The 18,138-nt window shown below is 64.3% G+C and carries 14 protein-coding genes; 9 read left to right on the forward strand and 5 right to left on the reverse strand.

Annotated features, from left to right (window positions below):
* Nucleotides 1-15: 15 nt before the first annotated feature.
* A complete protein-coding gene (locus tag RAN53_RS08920) occupies nucleotides 16-1,194 on the reverse strand; it encodes an FAD-dependent monooxygenase (protein ID WP_305796464.1) in 1,179 nt (392 codons plus the stop codon).
* A 115-nt stretch (nucleotides 1,195-1,309) separates the two neighbouring features.
* Between RAN53_RS08920 and RAN53_RS08925 the strand changes: the two genes are divergently transcribed.
* Entirely contained in the window at nucleotides 1,310-1,780 is a 471-nt protein-coding gene (locus tag RAN53_RS08925; RefSeq protein WP_305796465.1) for a TspO/MBR family protein, read from the forward strand.
* Between the two features lie 32 nt (nucleotides 1,781-1,812).
* Here the strand turns inward: RAN53_RS08925 and RAN53_RS08930 are convergent, their stop codons facing one another.
* Together RAN53_RS08930 and RAN53_RS08935 are read right to left on the reverse strand one after the other, a co-directional pair.
* A complete protein-coding gene (locus RAN53_RS08930) occupies nucleotides 1,813-2,814 on the reverse strand; it encodes an aldo/keto reductase (protein WP_305796466.1) in 1,002 nt (333 codons plus the stop codon).
* A gap of 32 nt (nucleotides 2,815-2,846) precedes the next feature.
* Entirely contained in the window at nucleotides 2,847-3,440 is a 594-nt protein-coding gene (locus tag RAN53_RS08935; RefSeq protein WP_305796467.1) for an SAM-dependent methyltransferase, read from the reverse strand.
* Nucleotides 3,441-3,608: 168 nt separating this feature from the next.
* On the opposite strand from RAN53_RS08935, the gene RAN53_RS08940 reads away from it, so the two are divergent.
* The gene (locus RAN53_RS08940; protein WP_305796468.1) at nucleotides 3,609-4,160 is read left to right on the forward strand and encodes a cytochrome b; all 552 of its coding nucleotides are present in this window, start codon (nucleotides 3,609-3,611) and stop codon (nucleotides 4,158-4,160) included.
* Between the two features lie 115 nt (nucleotides 4,161-4,275).
* Here the strand turns inward: RAN53_RS08940 and RAN53_RS08945 are convergent, their stop codons facing one another.
* Nucleotides 4,276-6,456 carry an esterase-like activity of phytase family protein gene (locus RAN53_RS08945; RefSeq protein WP_305796469.1) on the reverse strand — a complete coding sequence of 727 codons (2,181 nt, stop codon included), beginning with the start codon at nucleotides 6,454-6,456 and terminating at the stop codon, nucleotides 4,276-4,278.
* A 211-nt stretch (nucleotides 6,457-6,667) separates the two neighbouring features.
* On the opposite strand from RAN53_RS08945, the gene RAN53_RS08950 reads away from it, so the two are divergent.
* From RAN53_RS08950 to RAN53_RS08960, 3 genes are all read left to right on the forward strand, one after another.
* Nucleotides 6,668-7,363: a DUF2057 domain-containing protein gene (locus RAN53_RS08950; RefSeq protein ID WP_305796470.1), complete on the forward strand. Its 696-nt coding sequence runs from the start codon at nucleotides 6,668-6,670 to the stop codon at nucleotides 7,361-7,363.
* Between the two features lie 33 nt (nucleotides 7,364-7,396).
* A complete protein-coding gene (locus RAN53_RS08955; RefSeq protein ID WP_305796471.1) occupies nucleotides 7,397-8,374 on the forward strand; it encodes a porin in 978 nt (325 codons plus the stop codon).
* A gap of 211 nt (nucleotides 8,375-8,585) precedes the next feature.
* Nucleotides 8,586-9,806 carry a YbfB/YjiJ family MFS transporter gene (locus tag RAN53_RS08960; protein ID WP_305796472.1) on the forward strand — a complete coding sequence of 407 codons (1,221 nt, stop codon included), beginning with the start codon at nucleotides 8,586-8,588 and terminating at the stop codon, nucleotides 9,804-9,806.
* Between the two features lie 228 nt (nucleotides 9,807-10,034).
* Here the strand turns inward: RAN53_RS08960 and RAN53_RS08965 are convergent, their stop codons facing one another.
* Complete coding sequence (locus tag RAN53_RS08965; protein ID WP_305796473.1) at nucleotides 10,035-10,904, reverse strand: WYL domain-containing protein; 870 nt, start codon at nucleotides 10,902-10,904, stop codon at nucleotides 10,035-10,037.
* 146 nt (nucleotides 10,905-11,050) lie between these two features.
* Here RAN53_RS08965 and cas1f point away from each other — a divergent pair, with 146 nt between their 5' ends.
* From cas1f to csy2, 4 genes are all read left to right on the forward strand, one after another.
* Nucleotides 11,051-12,028: a type I-F CRISPR-associated endonuclease Cas1f gene (gene cas1f, locus RAN53_RS08970; protein WP_305796474.1), complete on the forward strand. Its 978-nt coding sequence runs from the start codon at nucleotides 11,051-11,053 to the stop codon at nucleotides 12,026-12,028.
* On the forward strand, nucleotides 12,025-15,366 hold the full coding sequence (cas3f, locus tag RAN53_RS08975) for a type I-F CRISPR-associated helicase Cas3f (RefSeq protein ID WP_305796475.1): 3,342 nt from the start codon (nucleotides 12,025-12,027) through the stop codon (nucleotides 15,364-15,366). Before cas1f ends, cas3f begins: the two co-directional genes overlap by 4 nt.
* Before the next feature lie 464 nt (nucleotides 15,367-15,830).
* Entirely contained in the window at nucleotides 15,831-17,150 is a 1,320-nt protein-coding gene (csy1, locus tag RAN53_RS08980) for a type I-F CRISPR-associated protein Csy1 (protein WP_305796476.1), read from the forward strand.
* Nucleotides 17,147-18,124, forward strand: a complete 978-nt coding sequence (gene csy2 / locus RAN53_RS08985; protein WP_305796477.1) for a type I-F CRISPR-associated protein Csy2 — start codon at nucleotides 17,147-17,149, stop codon at nucleotides 18,122-18,124. Before csy1 ends, csy2 begins: the two co-directional genes overlap by 4 nt.
* Nucleotides 18,125-18,138 lie beyond the last annotated feature (14 nt).

Raw genomic sequence — 18,138 nt, forward strand, 5'->3', positions numbered from 1 at the left:
ACATGCGGGTGCCGTTCACAGCCCCAGGGCGTGGCGCATCACCGCTCGCTTGGCGCCCGACATTCGCTCGGCCAGGGCCAGCCCGGCGCCCCCGGCATGGCGCAGCGGCGCGGCGCCGGTGAAGACATGATGGAAGGTCTCCATGGCGGCGATCATCGCCAGGGTCTGGGGGCGCCGCTCGCGGGCGTAGCCGACGAGGACCGCGCGGTCGCCCGGGTCGCCGCCGGCGTGGAAGGCGGCGATCACCCGCCGGCTCAGCGCCTCGGCGTCCTGCAGCCCCAGGTTGAGCCCCTGCCCGGCCAGCGGATGGATCACATGGGCGGCGTCGCCCACCAGCGCCAGGCGCGCGCGCACGTAGCGCTCGGCGTGGCGCCGGCGGATCGGGAAGCTGGCGCGGCCGAGTACGGCCTCGACGCCGCCCAGCCGGGCGGGAAAGTCGCGTTCGATGGCGAGGCGCAGCGCCTCGTCGTCCAGCGCCTCCCGGGCCAGGGTGGCCTCGGCGCTGTCGTACCACACCAGGGAGGCGTGATGGCCGGGCAGCGGCAGCATCGCCTGGGGACCGGCGGGGGTGAAGCGCTGCCAGCTGACGTCCTGCTGGGGCAGGCGGGTGCGCACGTTGATGATCAGCGCGCGCTGGCCGTACTCCTCGTCGCGGGTGGCGATGCCGGCCAACTCCCGGGTGTGGGAAGCGGCGCCGTCGGCGCCCACCACCAGCCGCGCGGCCAGCATCCGGCCGTCGTCGAGCTCCAGCAGGCTGCGGTGCCCGCCGGGAACCCAGGCCACCGGCCGGGCGTGGCAGAGCATGGTCACCCCGGGCAGCGCGTCCAGGCGCTGCCACAGGGCGCGGCGAATCACCCGGTTCTCGACGAAGTGGCCGAAATCCGGCAGCTCGAGCTCGGCGGCGTTGAAGCGGATATGGCGCTTCTCGGCGGTGTCGCTGGCCTCGATATGGCGGAAGGGGCAGCGCCGTGCCTCGGGAATGTGTGACCAGGCGCCTACCTCCTCCAGCAAGCGCTGGGAGGCCAGGTTGAGCGATGACACCCGCAGGTCGAAGGGGGCCTCAATGGGGATCGCCGCGGGCGGGGCGCCGCCCTCCACCAGCGCCACGCTCATGCCGGCCTGGCCCAGCGCCGCCGCCACCGCCGCGCCGACCATGCCGCCGCCGACGATGATCGCATCCAGGGTCTCGTCCATGCCTTTCTCCAAGTGGCCACCTCCCGCTGCCGATGTTCGGGCGCCATGCGAAACCCCTTTCGGGTCGCGGTCGCCAGGCCTAGGATACCGAATCTTGACCCTACAAGGAGCGACCATGACCCCGACGCGATCCGCGCTGATCCTGCTGGGCTGGCTGGCGCTGGTGACGCTGGCCGCGCTGACTGGCATCTTCACCCCGCCCGGCGAGTGGTATGCCGGCCTCGACAAGCCGCCGTTCAACCCGCCCAGCCTGGCCTTCCCCATCGCCTGGACGCTGCTCTATGTGATGATGGCCGTGGCCGCCTGGCGGGCCACCCTGGCCGCACCCCCGGCAATGCGCTGGCACACCCTCTGGCCCTTCGTGGCCCAGCTGGCCGCCAACGCCCTGTGGTCGCCGCTGTTCTTCGGCCTGCACTGGATGGGAGTGGCGCTGGTCGACCTGCTGCTGCTGTGGGGGCTGATCGTGCTCACCATCCGCCGCTTCGCCTCGGTCTCGCCGCTGGCCGCCTGGCTGCTGGCGCCCTACCTGGCCTGGGTCAGCTTCGCCGCCTACCTCAACGCCAGCGTCTGGTGGCTGAACGGTTGAACGGCTGAACGGCTGAGGTCGCGAGGCCGCCGTCAGGCGAACTCCTCGGTGTCGATCTCGGCCTGCAGGGCCTCGCCGTAGCGTGCCCCGACGATGCGCTCGGGAGCGAAGAGGGCGTCCAGACGCGCCACGCCGGCGGCGTCCAGCCTCACCGGGTCGGCGGCCAGGTTCTCGCGCATGTGCGCGATGGAGCGGGTGCCGGGGATCGGGATGATGTCGTCGCCCCTGGCGCGCAGCCAGGCCAGCGCCAGTTGTCCGCTGGTCACCTCGAGTTCGCCGGCCACGGCCTCGAGTTCGGCCAGCAGCCCCAGGTTCTGCGCCAGGTTGTCGGCGCTGAAACGCGGCATGCCGACGCGCACGTCGCCCTCCACCAGGCCCTCGCTGTCGCGCACCGCGCCGGCCAGGAAGCCGCGCCCCAGCGGGCTGAAGGCCACGAACAGGGTGTCCGCCTCGCGGCACGCCTCGAGCACCGCGATCTCGGGGTTGCGGGTCCACAGCGAGTACTCCGTCTGTACCGCGGCGATGGGGTGCTCGGCCCGCGCTCGGCGCAGGGTGGCCGCCGAGACCTCCGAGAGGCCGATGGCGCCGATCTTGCCTTCCTCCACCAGCCGGGCCAGCTCGCCCACGCTCTCCTCGATGGGCACGCCCTTGTCCCAGCGATGCAGGTAGTAGAGATCGATATGGTCGGTCTGCAGGCGCGCCAGGCTCTCCTCGCACTGGCGGCGCAGCGTGGCCGGACGACCATCGATCACCTTCCTGCCCAGTTCCGGGTCCATGGCCATGCCGCACTTGCTGGCCAGCAGGAACTCATCCCGCTTGCCGGCGAGCGCCTTGCCCACCAGGCGTTCGTTGGCGGTGGCGCCATACAGGGTGGCGGTATCGAAGTGGCGATAGCCCATCTCGAAGGCCTCTTCCAGGGCGCGCAGCCCCTCGGCCTCGGAGACCGGCTGGCCGTAGCCGTGGGAGAGGTTCATGCAGCCCAGGCCGATGGTGGGGGAGGCCACGGCCTGGAGGCGGGCGGTCACGGAATTCATGGTGTCTCCTTGAAGGTTGTCGAGTCGTATCCTCAGCGCTTGCGGGCGATGAACTGCACCACGCAGCCCGGGCCGGTATGGCCGCGACCCTCGATCACCTCGCGCTCGCACTCCCGGCTGAGCGCGATCTCCAGTTCGGCGAAGGCCGCATCGAGCTCGGCGGCGGTGGGGGTGCGGTCCGGGGTATCCGGGCCACCGGTATTGCGAGGCACCTGGTCCGGCGTGTAGGCCTCCAGGATCAGTACGCCGCCGGGCTTGAGGGCGCGGATCACCTGGCGATGGAGGTGGGGGCGGCCCGCCGCCGGCACGTGGCAGAAGATCGATACCACGGCATCGAAGGACGCCGGCACGAACTCGTGCTCGGTGAGGTCGGCGTTCAGGATGGTCAGCGCTACCCCCTTGTGTTCGGCGAGGCGGGCGGCCTTGCGCAGGCCCACCGAGGAGGCATCCACCGAGGTCACCCAGTGGCCGAGGCCGGCCAGGTAGACCCCGTTGCGCCCCTCGCCGTCCGCCAGGCAGAGCACGCGCTTGGGCGCCTCGCCGATCAGCGCGACCTGCTCGCGCAGGAAGTCGTTAGGTTCGGTGCCATAGACGTAGTCGTCCGTGCTGTAGCGCTCATCCCACATGGGGCATCCTCACGTTGTCATCGCTCGAACCCCGAGAGTAGCAAGTTCCGGGGCCCTGTTGGCCTATCCGGCATCCCTCTCGTGACGGATAGCGGCACACACGCTGCACAATTCCTGCGCGAAGGGTCGCTAGCATGCAAAGTATTCTCATCGCCCAGGAGCCCCGCCATGCCGTCCCACATCACTCACTATGGCCGCGTCAGCCGCCTGCTCCACTGGGGCATGGCGGTTCTCTTCGGCGTCCAGTTCATCACCGCCAGCGTCCACTTCGCCTTCCCGGATACCGCCCTGGAGGCCGCCGTATGGGGCGCCCACAAGCCGCTGGGGGCACTGCTGATGGCATTGATCGTGCTGCGCCTGGTGTGGGCGGTGGTGGACCGGGCCCGGCGACCGGCCTCCGTCAACCTGGCCGCCGGCCTCGGCCATCTGGCGCTGTATGCCCTGATGGTGGCGGTGCCGCTGGTCGCCCTGCTGCGCCAGTATGGTTCGGGTCGCGCCTTCGCGCCCTTCGGCATCCCGCTGATGCCGGGCTTCGAGGGGGAGATCAACTGGATGACCGCCGTCGGCGGCATCTTCCACGGCCTGCTCGGCTGGGTGCTGCTGGCGCTGATCGTCGGCCACATCGGCATGGCGATCCTGCATCGCCGCATGGCGGGCGAGGACGTGCTGGTGCGCATGCTGCCGCGGCGCGGCACTCAGCCTGACACGGGGGGACGCTGAGGAACCGGTTCGGCCTGCTGACCCCGCCAAGGGGTTACACCACAAGCAAGAGGGGGGAGGCCAGATGCCTCCCCCCTCTTGCTTTTCCTGCCCCTGTTGGGAAGGTGCGTCAGGCTTACTCCATCTGGCCGATCGACCACCACAGCGTCTCGCCGGCGCTGTCGTCGACGCCGTCGTTGTCGGTGACGAAGTAGCCGTTACCCGCGACATCGATGGCGAAGCCTTCCACCTTGTCGGTGACAACGCCGTTCAGGGCCTCGAGGTCGGCCATCAGGTCACGCTCCAGCGTCTTCTCCAGCACCGGCAACTCGCCGCCCAGAGGAGCGGTCTCGATGCTGGCCAAGTTCAGCGCATAGAGGCGCTTGATGGCGGCGTGCTCGCCGATCTGGTTATCGCGCTCCACCACATAGAGCCTGTCGTTGGCGATCTCGATATCGGAGAGGCCCACCCAGCCGCGCGCGCTCTCTTCCAGCGGATAATGGGCCGCCGTCCACTCGGCGCTTGAGAGGTCGAAGCGCAGCAGCTTCGCATGGCCGGCGGGATCGTCCTGCCAGGGCCGCTGCATTGCCACCCACAGTGCATTTTCGTGCAACTCGATGCCCTCGGCGCCGAAGCGGGTCTGGTGCTCAAGCAGCGCCTCCGGCAGCGTCACCGTCCGCTCGATGGCGCCCTCCGCATTCACGTGATGCAGGGCATGCGGCACCTGCTCGTCGGCATCGCCCTCGGAGGCGACCCAGAAGCCGCCTTCACCATCCACGGCGATACCTTCCAGATCCAGAGTCTCGGCCGGCTCGCCGTCACGCGTGATCTCCAGGGCTGCGGTGATACGCGCCGGGTGCTGGTTGGCATCGATGGTGAAGATGCGCGGCTGGCCGGCGTAGAAGCTGTCATTGACGGCGTAGAGCATGCCCGCCCGTTGCGGGTCGGCGGTCAGCCCCGAGAGAGCCCCCCACCCGATCGGGGCACCCTGGGCATCGTTGTCGGACACCAACTGCGGGTAGGCGGGGGCGTCATCGCCGAGTTGATAGAACATCACGTGGGCACGTGGGCCGCCGTCTTCCACCAGGTCTTTCTCGTTGGCACTGACCAGCAGATTCCGCTGAGGTATCGCCACGGCGGACTCCGGTGCGATACCGGAGGGCAGCAGCTGCACGAACGCCGGATCTGCGCCGGTATCGCGATAGACGCCGATCACGGAGCCACGCTCAGAGAGCACGAAGATGTAGGTATCCTCGCCGAACTTGCCGACCTCGAGGCCCTCGGGTTCGGCCCCCTTCTTGCCGGAGCGCTTGTCCGGATAGTGGCCGGCGCGAGCCACTTCGTGCTCGAAGGCGGCGCCGGATTCGAACAGCAGCTCGCCACTCTTGTGAAAGATGCTGAAGCCACGGGCCCCGCCCTGGTAGTCACCCTCGTTGGCGATCACGAAGCGTTCGTCATCCAGCCACTGGGCGGCATCGGGTTCACGCAGCACGTCCTTCTGCTCATCGGTGAACGACAGGGCGCCATCCTTTTTGGTGTCGATCTGTGTCAGGTCGACCGTGCCCGCCGGAAAGTGGTGGCTGATCTCGCCACTGGCCGCATCGACGATGACCAGGTGGTTGTTCTCCTGGAGCGTGACCACGACCTCGCCCAGCGCGTTGAAGTCGACGAACTCCGGCTCCGGGTCGCTGGGGGCAATCTCGGCCAGTCCGGTCAGGTCCACGCGCTTGAGCCCCTCGCAGCTCAGCGAGCCGTTGCTTATCGGCACCAGCACCAGATCGCCCGCCGGTAGCTGCGGCATCACACCGTCATTGAGGTCTTCGTCGCGCTCGTTCTCGATGGCGACGGCAACCCAATCCCCTTGGTGGGAGACCGCCACCGAGTCCGGCTGCCCGCCCAGGTCGCACTGACCCAGCACCTGCTGCGTGGTGCTGGAAACCAGGGCCACGAAGCCCGAAGGCTCGGTGAAGCTGGCCGAGGTATTCACGCCGACCACCACGTCCTCGCCGATGGCACTGACCGCCGTGGGTTCGCCCGGCAGTGCGGTGAAGCCTGCCGCGCGGGGTGAGCCGTCTTCCTCGATGGCGATGTAGCCGATGCCACCGCGCGGGCTATCGCTGTAGATCAGCATGTCGCCGCTAGCCGTGGCGGTGATGATCTCCGCCGACGTCTCCTGGTTACGCTCGGATGCCGGCAGGTTATCGGCGGTAGAGACGCTGTGAATGCGGTTGAAGCTGGCGGCAGACGCCGCGGTGGCAACCGACGCCGCGGCGATGGCCAGGGCCAGGCCGGAAAGGCGAAGAGTACGGCAGGTCATGTGGTGATCTCCCATCGGGAACAGAAAGCTCGGAGTGAGAGAGGCACGGTAATGGTGGGTTGTTACAGAAAAGTGATGCGCTCCCTCTAGCAAATTTTTATTTCATTAGCATGAAAATAAAAAAGCCGTGTGCTCAATATTTTGGTCATCTATCTGTAGCAATGAGCCACTAATGTGCCGCCATGCCGACTATTCATGATGAGTGTTACTGATGAAGTTTACCCCCGTTTTCCTGGGTTTTTTGGTGGCGATGTCATCGTCTTTTTGCGTGGCGGATGTCCTGGTTGTTCCAGGTGATGGGGTGGAGGTCCTGGCCATCAATGGCCAGGAAGTGGATAGCGAAAGTCACCCGTCGATCTCGGGAGACATCCAGCTGGATGATGGAAGAAACCAGCTGCTCGTTACCTATGCCGCGCAAATCAGGGACACCGGGAATGAGTCGATTCTTGATACCAGCTCGGCCCAGGTCGTGCTGTTCGAGGCCCAGGATTCGCGCCTGCGCCTGATGGCCCCGGAGATTGGCAGTCGCCATGAGATGCGCACCTTCGACGAGGGCGGCCAGTGGCACCTGGTGGATGCCAAAGGCGAGCCGGTTCCCTATGAGTCTGCAGTGCTGGCGAAGCAGGGGCTGCAGTTCGGCAGGGACTATGAAGCCGAGTTAAGGCGCTTCAATCAATCCGCCTCTCCCGCTGCCATGGCGATCCTGGGCGAAGAAAGTTTCGCCTTCGATTCCCCCGTGGCGGCCGCCACCGCCCCGGAAGCAATGCCCTTCGGCGCGGCCGAAGGCGTGAATGACAGCGGCATGTCCGACCAGCAGATGGTCGGGAAGATGCTCAAGTTCTGGTACCAGCAAGCCAGCTCAACAACAAGAAACGACTTCAAGCGCTGGCTCCATGAGAGCCAGTGAGCCTTAGACTCCATTCGAAAAGGGAACTAGACCATGAAAAAGCTTCTCCTCGCCGCCGCCGTGGCCGTTGCCTCCGGCTCTGCCCACGCTGCCACCATCTATCAAGAAGGCGGCTTCGAGTACAAACTCAATGGTGACTTCCAGGTGCAGCTGCGCCAGAAGTCCGGCGACGACAAGGATCCGGATATCGAGTTCGACGACCTGGAGCTGAAGAACTACGTCAGCTACCAGCTCAACGATGACATGACCGCCTTCGGCCGCGTCGACTTCGGCTTCAAGGACGCGGCAAACGATGAAGATGATGCCGACAGCGGCGACCTTGAGGAGGCCTATCTGGGCATGGCCTTCGGCGGCACCTCCATCTCCGTCGGCAAGCAGAACTTCGCCGGCGACGAGTTTGGCATCGAGGAGGCCATCGAGCTCCACTCCAAAGAGGACCGCTTCGACGCCGTGTCCACCGATGGCGACGATGTGATTCGCATCGACTCCGAGCTCGGCAACGTCTACCTGGCGGCCTCCTACGAGCTGGAGTCCGAGGGCAACGACAGCGAGAATGGCGAGGCCTTCGACCTGTTCGCCTCCACCGAATTCGGTGGCCTGGAGCTGGCCGCGGCCTACCAGGAGTGGAAAGAAAATGATGAAACCATTGATACCTGGGGCGTCAGCGCCGCCTATGGCTTCGGCATCCTCACCCTGGCCGCCGACTACAGCGAGTCTGATTCAGATCTCGATAACTATTATGTTGATTCAGATAATAACCGTCTGAGCAATGCCGAGCAGTACAACCTGGCCGCCGTGTTCGCCGCCGCCGAGACCACCGATATCGCCATCGGCATGACCGAGACCAGCTACGACGACCTGGTCGGCGACGACGATGTGACCGAGTGGTACGCCAACGTCACCTACGCCTTCCCGGCCCACAAGAACGTCACCGTGTTTGCCGAGATCGCCGATACCGACGAGGAAAATGCCGACGTAGGCTACCTGGCCGGCATGCGCATCAAGTTCTAAGGACGGTCGCGCGTCCTTCAGCAGCAGATCTGTTTATTGGGTCCGCTCCCCGCTACGGTGGGGGCGGGCCCCTTTTGCGTGAGGCCGGCTTTCAGGCCAGGCCCGCCTGCCCATTTGGTCGAACGTCGCGATCTACTGCCCGAGCATGCGGTAGGGTAGCCCGTGACAGGCGCCTCGGCGCCGCCCTTTCAAGGATCTCGGAGCGCCAGGCATGGCCAAGCCCTTTCCCCTCTCCCCGCGCTACCGCGTGCTGCTGGCCGGGCTGTTCAGCCAGCTGCTGTGCATCGGCGTGGCACGTTTTGCCTACACCCCGCTGCTGCCGGTGATGCAGCAGCAGACCTGGCTGGGCGACGCCGATGGCGGCTGGCTGGCCGCCCTCAACTATGCCGGCTACATGCTCGGCGCGCTGATCGCCGCCTCCATCAGCAGCATCCGGCTCAAGGACACCCTCTACCGGATCACCCTGGTGCTGGCGCTCGCCTCCACCGCCGGCATGGCGCTGGTCGACAGCTTCTGGCTGTGGGCGGTCATGCGCTTCGTGGCGGGGTTCTCCAGCAGCGGCGCCATGCTGCTCGCCTCCGGGCTGATCCTGCACTGGCTGATCAGCCACCGGCAGCGCGGCGAACTCGGCATCCACTTCGCCGGGGTGGGCCTGGGCATGCTGCTGGCCGCCCTGGCGGTGGAGCTGATGCTACGGCTCGCCTTCGACTGGCAGGCCCAGTGGTGGGGCTTCACCGCCCTGGCCGTGGCGCTGTTGATTCCCGCCTGGGCCTGGCTGCCGCGCCCCGCCAAGCCGGTCGTGGGTGCCGGCGGCGGGCAACGCCAGGCCCAGCCGCCCAGCCGCACTTTCATGCGACTGATGCTGGCCGCCTACTTCTGTGCCGGCTACGGCTACGTGATCAGCGCCACCTTCATCGTCGCCATCGTCGAGCGCGAGCCGCTGCTGGCGGGGGCCGGCAACTGGACCTTCGCCCTGGTGGGGCTGGCCGCCGCGCCGGCGGTGATGCTGTGGGACCTCATCGCCCGCCGCTTCGGCTACCTGGGAGCGTTGATCAGTGCCATGGCGCTGCAGGTGGTGGGGATCGTGTTGCCGGCGTTGACCGATAGCCTGGCCGGCGTGCTGATCAGCGCGGTGCTCTACGGCGGCACCTTCCTGGGCTGCGTCAGCCTGGTACTGACCATGGCCGGCCGGCTCTACCCGCAGAGCCCGGCGCGCATGATGGGCCGCATGACGCTGGCCTACGGCGCCGCCCAGATCATCGCCCCGGCGCTTACCGGCATGCTCGCCGAGGCCAGCGGCCACTACGACACCGGCCTGTGGCTGGCCGGTGGCTTCGTCGCCCTGGGCGCGGTGCTGCTCGTCTGGCTGCGCCTGGTCGACCGCACCGCCCAGCGGCTGGACGCCGAGGCCAAGGCGGCACCGACGGGGTGAGAGGGCCAATTTTGTACCGCTACATGATGCGCCACCCTGTGGGAGGCCGGCTCTGCCGGGCGAAAGGGGGCCACAGGCCTCCCGCTCAGGGCTCCCCGGCGGCTCGCCGAGCAGCTACCAGTTCGCTCAATGCCCCCTTGGGGCTGAAGTTTTCATTCAGAGACGCACAGTCATCGCTTGCGCGTCCTGGATGATCAACGCCCAACCCCGCGAACGGCGCCCGCGCCATTAATCCCAGTGGATCCACTCGGCGAGTGCCTGGCGGTTGGCGATCTCCACCTGCTGGGCCCGCGGCTCGGTCTCGACGTGGTGAGGGTTGATGCCCAGCTCGCGCAGCGCGTAGAGCACCAGCGGCCCTCGGCACGACAGGGCGAGCTCACCGTCTTGCATGGCGTAGTCCGCCGCGATCAGCTCTCGTTCCTGGGGCGGTAGCCGCCTGTCGGGTATCAGGCACACGTCTACCCGGGTATGCCAGGCCGAGTCCTCGGCGATCCCGTGCTCGCCGAGCATCTCGCCACACGCCTCGGGCACACCGCGGAAGCGGCTCAGCACGAAATCCCGATAGTCGCGATGCTTCTCGCAGAAGGCCCGCACATGCCAACGCCCCGCCGCAAACACCAGCGTATGCGGCACGATGATCCGGTCCTCACCGGTGGGGCTGGTGAAGGAGGCGTAGGTGACCTCCAGGCGCTGGGCACCGCGGGCGGCCTTGACCACTTCCCGCACCACCTGCGGCGACACCATGCGGCTCGGCAGCGGCAGTGCCTCCGTGTTCGCCGCGCCGAGTCCTAGTCCTGTGAACGGCGATGCCAGCTGCCGGTGGACGCCCAGTAGATGCAGGTACTCCTCGACCCGACCTTGGGTGAAGGACGGTGCGAACCGTGTGGTCGGCAGGAAGCCCTTACGCGACTCGTCATAGGCCAGGTTACCGGGGACCAGTTCCCGATAGCGACGCAGTACCTTCTGCGCCTGCTGGCGCCCGATGTCGAAGGCCTCACCGATCTGCGCGGCCACCACACGACCCTCCCACAGCGCCAGAATTTCGATCAGCCGATAGCGGGCCAGGGTGTCCCAGGGGAGTGCGGTGGTCGCTGACATGGAGGCTTCCTTCCTTCCGTGGTGGAGACTCAGCATGACGGATGTCAGAACCGGGTTGAAGAGTACGCTGGTCGGATGGCCAGTGGGTGGCAAAGTAAGGTTAAGGGTGCTTAGCTGTAATCGCCAACTTGGTTACAGGGGCTGTCATGGACGATCTCTCTCCGTCTGACCTCAAGACGATTCTGCACTCCAAGCGCGCCAACCTTTACTACCTTCAGCACTGTCGGGTGCTCGTCAACGGCGGGCGCGTCGAGTACGTCACCGACGAGGGGCGCCAGTCACGCTACTGGAACATCCCTATTGCCAACACTACCTCGCTGCTGCTGGGTACTGGCACTTCTATTACACAGGCGGCGATGCGTGAGTTGGCCAAGGCTGGGGTGCTGGTCGGTTTCTGCGGCGGCGGCGGTACGCCGCTGTTCGCCGCCAACGAAGTCGACGTTGAAGTCGCCTGGCTGACTCCCCAGAGTGAGTATCGCCCGACCGAGTATCTTCAGCACTGGGTACGCTTCTGGTTCGATGACGACCGGCGTCTGGAAGCCGCAAGGCGTTTTCAGCAGGCGCGGCTGACGCGCATCAAGCGCCAGTGGCTCGATAGCAGACCGCTGCAGGATGCTGGTTTTGTGATCTCACCGGATCATTTAACCGCCGTGCTGGAACAGCACGACCAGGCCATCGTCCAGGCGCCCAGTACCGTGGATCTCTTGACGCTGGAAGCGCGGCTGACCAAGACGTTGTTCAAGCTGGCGGCTCAGGCTGTCGGCTATGGTGACTTTACCCGCGGCAAGCGCGCCACTGGCACCGATCCCGCCAACCGCTTTCTTGATCACGGCAACTACCTGGCCTACGGCCTGGGTGCTACGGCGACCTGGGTGTTGGGCATTCCGCATGGTTTGGCCGTGCTTCATGGCAAGACCCGTCGCGGCGGACTGGTCTTCGACGTAGCTGATCTGGTCAAGGATGCGGTGATTCTGCCACAGGCGTTTCTCTCGGCCATGCGTGGCGACGAAGAGCAGGCGTTTCGCCAGTCCTGCATCGAACAGCTGACTCGCACCGAAGCGCTCGACTTCATGATCGATACCCTGAAAGAGATCGCCACCGATCTGGGAAGTGACGCGCCATGAACGTGCTGATCGTCTCCCAGTGCAACAAGAATGCCCTCAAGGAAAGTCGGCGGATTCTTGACCAGTTTGCCGAGCGCCGCGGCGAACGCACCTGGCAGACGCCTATCACCCAGGCGGGGCTCGATACGTTGAGAAAGCTGCTGCGCAAGACGGCGCGCAAGAACACGGCCGTGGCCTGCCACTGGATTCGCGGAAGAGATCACAGCGAGCTGATGTGGATCGTTGGCGATGCTAGCCGCTTCAATCCGGAAGGGGCGGCGCCCACCAACACCACATCGCGGAATATCCTGCGACGTGCCGATGAAAATGACTGGCACAGCGGGCGCCTGATTCATCTTCTGGCATCGATGGCGGCCTTGTTCCACGACCTCGGCAAGTCCAGTCGCGCATTCCAGGATCGCCTTCACGGGCGTCTTGAGGGGCGCAACCGGTACCGCCATGAATGGGTGTCGCTGCGTTTGCTGGAAGCCTTCGTGGGCGATGACGACGATGAGACCTGGCTTGCTCGGCTTGCAAAGCCCACACCGGACGACGACGCGCGCTGGCTGGGCTATCTCAAGAGCGATGGAGTAGCCGACGTCGCTGACGGGGAGAAAACACCTTTTATCCAACTGCCGCCGCTTGCGGCGGCGATTGGCTGGCTGGTACTGAGCCATCACCGTCTGCCGGCGTTGCCGGCTTACGATGACAACGGTCGACAAAAGTGGGTCGGGGCTCGCGCCAGCATGAACGCCGCTAACCTGCCGGCGCTCCCCGAGGCTATCACGGCGGCCTGGAACGAATGCGTCGAATTGGCCGAGACACAAGACGTCGAGCCGTACTGGGAATTCCCCCATGGCCTGACTGTTAGGACTGATGCATGGCGGCAGCGTAGTCGGCGGCTGGCGCGGCAGCTAAAAGACATCAGGGTATCGACGCCGCCGCTGGAATCTCCCTACGTCATGCATCTGGCACGTTTGGCATTGATGCTGGCGGATCACCACTATTCGAGCCTGACCGGCACAGGGCGGCTCTCCGGGAGCTGGTCGACCGCGCTCTACGCCAATACCACCGTGCTGAATGGCAAGCGTCAGCTATGCCAGCCCCTGGAAGAACACCTGCTGGGCGTAACTCGGGCGGCGGGTGAAATCGTTCATCGCTTCCCGGATATGTCCATCGCCCTGCCGCGTATCGCGCGGCACAAGGGCTTTCGCCAGCGCAGCCGCGACCCTCGCTTTCGCTGGCAGGACAAAGCATTCGATCTGGCGGCAGGTCTGCGCGACAAGGCCTGCGAACAGGGCTTCTTCGGTATCAATATGGCATCGACCGGCTGCGGCAAGACCATCGCCAATGGCCGCATCATGTACGCCCTGAGCGATCCTGAGAAAGGGGCCCGCTTCTCGATAGCCCTCGGCCTGAGAACGCTCACGCTGCAAACCGGGCAGGTCTATCGTGAGTTGCTTGGACTGGGCAGCGACGATTTGGCTATTCGCGTCGGTGGTAGCGCCAGTCGTGCTCTCTTCGAACACCAGCAGCAGGAGAATGGGGGCTCAGAGTCCCGCGTCGCACTGTTGGATGAGCAGAGCCATGTCCATTTCGAAGGGCAAATCGATGAACACCCTCTGCTGTCGCGAGCCGCGAAAGACCCCCATGCCCGAGCGCTTATCGGCGCGCCGGTGCTGGTGTGTACCATCGATCACCTGATACCGGCCACTGAAAGTCTTCGCGGCGGTCACCAGATTGCCCCAATGCTGCGGCTAATGAGCAGTGATCTCGTGCTTGATGAGCCGGATGACTTCGATATCAGTGATCTACCCGGCCTGACGCGCTTGGTGTACTGGGCAGGACTGCTGGGGTCGCGGGTACTGCTCTCCTCGGCCACGTTGCCGCCTGCCATGGTGCGTGGGCTGTTCGAGGCCTATTGTGCCGGCCGGACAGAGTACCAGCGGCATCGTGGCATTCCAGGCACTCCGGTGAGCCCTTATTGTGCCTGGTTCGACGAGTTTGGTTGCGCCCAGCAGCAATGCGCTGAGGGTGAGCAGTTTGCTGCCGCCCATAAGCAGTTTGCTCAGCAGCGTGCCGTGCGGCTAGGGGAGCAGACGCCGGCCCGTCGTGGCTATCTCGTGCCGTTGTCTGCTCCCAGCGCCCATCCGGACGCCGTACATCAAGCGGTCGCGCAGACGATGCTCACTCATGCCTGCTCCCTGCACGAGCACCACCACTCTGTCGACCCCCATAGTGACAAGCGGGCCAGCTTCGGTCTGGTGCGCATGGCCAACATCGAGCCGCTCGCTGCCGTTGCCCAGGCGCTCTACCAGTCGGAAATTCCGGAAGGGTGGCAAATCCACCTTTGCGTCTACCATTCCCAGTTCCCGCTGCTGCTGCGCTCACGCCTGGAAGCACGCCTGGACCGGGCGCTTGATCGACGCAGCGAGGATGCCGTCTTCGATCTCGCCGACGTTCGAGCTCGGCTCGATGACGGCTCCGCTCAGGATCACCTCTTTATCGTGCTTGGGTCGCCGGTCACTGAGGTTGGCCGGGACCATGATTACGACTGGGCCGTGGTCGAGCCTTCATCGATGCGTTCGATCATTCAGCTGGCCGGTCGCGTACGCCGCCACCGCCTTGCCCCTGTTCGTGCCCCCAACATTGCACTGCTTGGAACCAACGTTCGGCACCTGAAACGGGTCGCGCCGGCCTTCAGCCGGCCAGGTTTCGAGACCGAGCGGGACTGGCCGCTGAAGTCGCATCAACTGGCGGAGCTTCTGAGAGAGGCCGAGATTGAGCATATCGACTCGCGCCCACGTTTGTTGCCTGTGGAGGTGCTAGAGCCGGCGCACAAGTTGGTTGATCTCGAGCATGCGCGACTTGCCGCACTCATGATCGAGGGGGCCCATGCAGCTCCTGGTCGCCAACGACGCAGGCGTCGCGGTGAGCCGGCGCAGATTCATCTCGGCGCCTATCTCTTCTATCGCCCTGCGTCGATGACCCTCGGGGCGCTACCGATACAGCACCACCCCTTTCGGGAAGACAACGAACCGGAGTGCGAATTCGTGCTGCTCCCGGATGAAACAGGGGAAGACTACGGCTTCTGGCGGGTGGAGCAGGAGGGCAGAGAGGAGAGGCTGACACCCGTGGAGACCGAGCTGGACCGGATACCGGAGGACGTTTTCCGCCAGCCTCGCATCGCACCCTGGAACGAGCCCGACTACATGGCCGCGCTGGCGGATCAAGCCGAGGCCATGGACATGGAGCTAGAGCGCTGTGCCAGGCGCTTCGGCCGCATCCGCCTGAAAACGAACTACGCCCCGCAGGGGTGGCACTTTCATCCAGCGTTGGGATTCGTGAGGAGAAAGTAGGCAGCCGGCCTTGGCCGGGCCGGATGAGGCTGCCTGTGCGGCAGTGAAGGATGCTGGGTGCTATTTCTAAGCGGCCTGCTCGGCTGCGTTGGTGAGTCTATCACTTCGCTTGGGTTGGTTGTTTTAAGTTTACTATTAAGGAAGCTGGTATTGGATGCTGGTTGCTAGGTTTGATCTGAGGCCTGGCCGGGTGTAGCCTGTTGGTGAGCTCGGCAGTGCTGAGTGGGTGCTCGCCATTGAGGGGCTGCTCAATGGGCGAGCAAAGCATCGATAACGTCTAACCTACTTTGGGAAGAGTAAGGAGGTGTGTGGATGATTGGCTATCGTCCCGTTAGAAGAGACGAGTATCTTGGCCCAACCACGCCCCAAGCGTTACCGCGCTTGGGGCACATTATGACATGCCTTGGGATTACCACCCAAGCTAAGGCAGGGAACCTATGTCAGAGCCCCAACACCATGCGTCTATGCGCGATCTGGTCGAATGGTTTATCCATGACCGCTTCGCGACCAAGACGGAAAAACTCCCAACGGATGATCCCAGGTACCTTGAGCTTCAACAGCAGTTCGAGCCACAAGCCTGGCTGGCCGATGCGGCCCGTCGTGTCAGCCAGCTTCAGGTGGTCACGCACTCCCTGAAGGCGATTCACCCGGATGCCAAGGGCACGAATCTCTACGTTGAGCCCGGCCAGCTGAATCAGAGCGGCCAGGTAGGCAGCCACTGCCTGCCTGCCGATTTTAAGGGCGACGTCGTCGGCAACGCAGCTGCGCTTGATGTCTACAAGTTCCTGAAACTGGAGTGGCAAGGGCGCACGCTGCTAGAGCGGGCGCTCGATTTCGACCAAGTACTGATCGATGCCTTGAGCCAGGATCGCGACGAAGCCGAAAGCTGGGTACGCGCCTTCGCAAGCATCACCGAGCCCAAAGGGGCGCCCAGCTCCCATGTGATGGGCAAACAGCTTTACTGGCTGGTAGGCGATGATCCAACCGACGACACTGCCTACCACCTGCTGGCACCGCTCTATGCCACTGCGCTTACTCACCGCTTCTATGCGCAGGTCAGTCCCAATACCTGGTTTTTTGGCGATCACAACAAGGCGGCGCGTAAGGCGTTGAAGGACAAGGCACCATTTGAAGGTGGTTATACCAGCTATCCTAATCTAGCCGTCCAGAAACTCGGCGGCACCAAACCGCAGAATATCTCACAGCTCAATAGTGAACGAGGCGGCCAGAATTATCTTCTGGCATCGTTACCGCCAAACTGGGATTCGCGCGAGGTGTACGCACCGATGCGCGACCCCTTTCGAGCATTCAAAAGGCGCCCGAACGTCTGGCGCATCGTGGATGATCTCAAGCGCTTTCTGGAAACGGATCCTGCCAAGAACATGCACACCCGTGACCTGCGTGATGACCTCACCTCCATGCTGGTCGACGAGCTGATGCTGTTCACATTTGATATCCACTCCTTGGCGCCAGGCTGGACGGAGGATGAGAAGTGTCAGCTGGCCCTCGAAGAGCAGTATTGGCTGGATCCAGGGCGAGCCGATGAGGATAGCGAGTTTGCCGAGGCGCGCTGGAAGTCAAACTGGCATGAAGCCATCAGCTCTCGTGCGGCTAGCTGGCTTAACCGTGAACTGAGCGACAAAAGTCCTCTCAGCCTCGGCGATGCGGAACATCATCATTGGAAGCGTCAGTTTGAGGGCATCGTGAAAGAGTTTCGCCAACAGCTCGATGATCTGCAAGAAGCATTACGTGATGAAGACGATGATCAAGGAGACGCAGCATGATCCAGCATCTTCTGCTGCTTCCCCGGCTGCGGATCCAGAACGCCAATGCCATTTCCAGCCCAATGACCTGGGGCTTTCCTGCCATGAGCGCCTTCATGGGGCTGATGCAGGCGCTGGAGCGCAATCTACCGGATGATATCAAGCTGGTCTTCAACGAGATCGGGGTGGTGTGTCATCGCCTCGACCCTCAAGTTACCTCGGGTGGCTTCACCCGTGTTTTTCACCTCACCCGTAACCCTGTAGACAAGACGGGCAGCACTGCGGCCATTGTCGAGGAGGGCCGGACACATCTGGAAATCTCATTGTTGATCGGCGTTGAGGCAGATGGTAGCGACGATCTGAAAAGCGCAGAGCACCGCCAAGTCATTGCCCAACAGCTTTACCAGCAAGTGCAGGGCATGCGTATTTCAGGTGGCAGTGTGATGCCGCCTCGCCCCGGTGAACGACACTACCGGCCGGAACTGATCAGCTTCGATGCCGATGAGGAAAAAGGAGCGCAGCAATGGCGCCGGCTCAAGCGCAAGCTGTTGCCGGGATTTGCGCTGGTACTTAGGGATGATCGGCTCACGGAGCATACCGCCACACTGAAAGCGAACGACGACGGTGCTACACCGCTGGACGCCTGGCTCGACCTGTCACGGCTCAACCACGAGTGCCGGATCACCAGGGGGGAAGACGATAACGGCAAGCAGCAGGTCAGTTGGGATGTTCGCCGCCCCTATCCTGGCTGGTTAGTGCCGATCCCAGTGGGCTATGGCGCCATTTCCGAACTATTCGGTCCGGGCGCAGTGGCTAATGCCCGAGATCCTGAGGTGCCGTTCCAGTTCGTCGAAAGCCTCTACTCGATCGGCGAATGGGTAAGCCCGCACCGAATCAGGGATCCCGAAGCCTTGCTGTGGTTCGTGGAGAACGACCTCGAACGTGGTACCTATCGCTTGAGTAATGCCTACACTGACACCTTGATAAACGACTGACGCAGGAAGACTCT

The organism is Halomonas sp. SSL-5 (assembly GCF_030708455.1).
Taxonomy (GTDB): domain Bacteria; phylum Pseudomonadota; class Gammaproteobacteria; order Pseudomonadales; family Halomonadaceae; genus Halomonas.

Excerpts from the sequence above, each read along its gene's own strand:
- RAN53_RS08920 (WP_305796464.1), bottom strand. The coding sequence starts at position 1,194 with ATGGACGAGACCCTGGATGCGATCATCGTCGGCGGCGGCATGGTCGGC.
- RAN53_RS08925 (WP_305796465.1), top strand. The coding sequence starts at position 1,310 with ATGACCCCGACGCGATCCGCGCTGATCCTGCTGGGCTGGCTGGCGCTG.
- RAN53_RS08930 (WP_305796466.1), bottom strand. The coding sequence starts at position 2,814 with ATGAATTCCGTGACCGCCCGCCTCCAGGCCGTGGCCTCCCCCACCATC.
- RAN53_RS08935 (WP_305796467.1), bottom strand. The coding sequence starts at position 3,440 with ATGTGGGATGAGCGCTACAGCACGGACGACTACGTCTATGGCACCGAA.
- RAN53_RS08940 (WP_305796468.1), top strand. The coding sequence starts at position 3,609 with ATGCCGTCCCACATCACTCACTATGGCCGCGTCAGCCGCCTGCTCCAC.
- RAN53_RS08945 (WP_305796469.1), bottom strand. The coding sequence starts at position 6,456 with ATGACCTGCCGTACTCTTCGCCTTTCCGGCCTGGCCCTGGCCATCGCC.
- RAN53_RS08950 (WP_305796470.1), top strand. The coding sequence starts at position 6,668 with ATGAAGTTTACCCCCGTTTTCCTGGGTTTTTTGGTGGCGATGTCATCG.
- RAN53_RS08955 (WP_305796471.1), top strand. The coding sequence starts at position 7,397 with ATGAAAAAGCTTCTCCTCGCCGCCGCCGTGGCCGTTGCCTCCGGCTCT.
- RAN53_RS08960 (WP_305796472.1), top strand. The coding sequence starts at position 8,586 with ATGGCCAAGCCCTTTCCCCTCTCCCCGCGCTACCGCGTGCTGCTGGCC.
- RAN53_RS08965 (WP_305796473.1), bottom strand. The coding sequence starts at position 10,904 with ATGTCAGCGACCACCGCACTCCCCTGGGACACCCTGGCCCGCTATCGG.
- cas1f (WP_305796474.1), top strand. The coding sequence starts at position 11,051 with ATGGACGATCTCTCTCCGTCTGACCTCAAGACGATTCTGCACTCCAAG.
- cas3f (WP_305796475.1), top strand. The coding sequence starts at position 12,025 with ATGAACGTGCTGATCGTCTCCCAGTGCAACAAGAATGCCCTCAAGGAA.
- csy1 (WP_305796476.1), top strand. The coding sequence starts at position 15,831 with ATGCGCGATCTGGTCGAATGGTTTATCCATGACCGCTTCGCGACCAAG.
- csy2 (WP_305796477.1), top strand. The coding sequence starts at position 17,147 with ATGATCCAGCATCTTCTGCTGCTTCCCCGGCTGCGGATCCAGAACGCC.